This window comes from Caballeronia telluris (genome assembly GCF_001544495.1).
Taxonomy (GTDB): domain Bacteria; phylum Pseudomonadota; class Gammaproteobacteria; order Burkholderiales; family Burkholderiaceae; genus Caballeronia; species Caballeronia telluris.
In genome coordinates, this window is sequence record NZ_FCNZ02000159.1 from 1 (window position 1) to 559 (window position 559).

Annotated in this window: 1 protein-coding gene; it reads right to left on the reverse strand. The window is 58.3% G+C overall.

The features are described from left to right. A partial coding sequence (locus AWB66_RS33465; protein WP_125469903.1) for an IS110 family RNA-guided transposase occupies positions 1-472 on the reverse strand: 472 nt, incomplete at its 3' end. Positions 473-559: the final 87 nt, after the last annotated feature.

A 559-nucleotide genomic window follows, 5' to 3' on the forward strand; every position in this document is an offset into this window, starting at 1 on the left:
CGAGATGGCAGATGCCTTGAGGCAGGATCAGTCCGTACTCGCTGAGCAGGCCGCGGAGATGGTTGCTGACCTGGGTGCGCATCTTGACGAGTAGCTGCCGGCTTACATGTAAATGCAGGATGCTTTGCTGCTCGACCGTCTTGACGGCCACGAAGCGCATGTTCGGTCGTTGCACTGCTTCGCAGACGGCTTCGGCATCGTTCATGTCATTCTTGTTCGTCTTCAGGTAAGGCTTGACGAATTGCGGCGCCATCAGCTTCACCGTATGTCCCATCGCAGCCAGCCTGCGTGCCCAGTAATGTGCGCTGCCGCAGGCCTCCATGCCGATTAGGCAGGGCGAGAGACGGGCGAAGAACGGCGCCATTTGTGATCGGCTGAGACGCTTACGGCATACGGTATGTCCACGGGCGTCCACGGCGTGCACCTGGAAGACGTGCTTGGCGATATCCACACCAACAGCGGTAATTTCCATTTCGGGTACCTCCACTTCAGTCGAACGTCAGACCTCAACTTTGGCACACCGATGCCGTTCAGGTGGGTGGTGCCCATTCCATCTGCA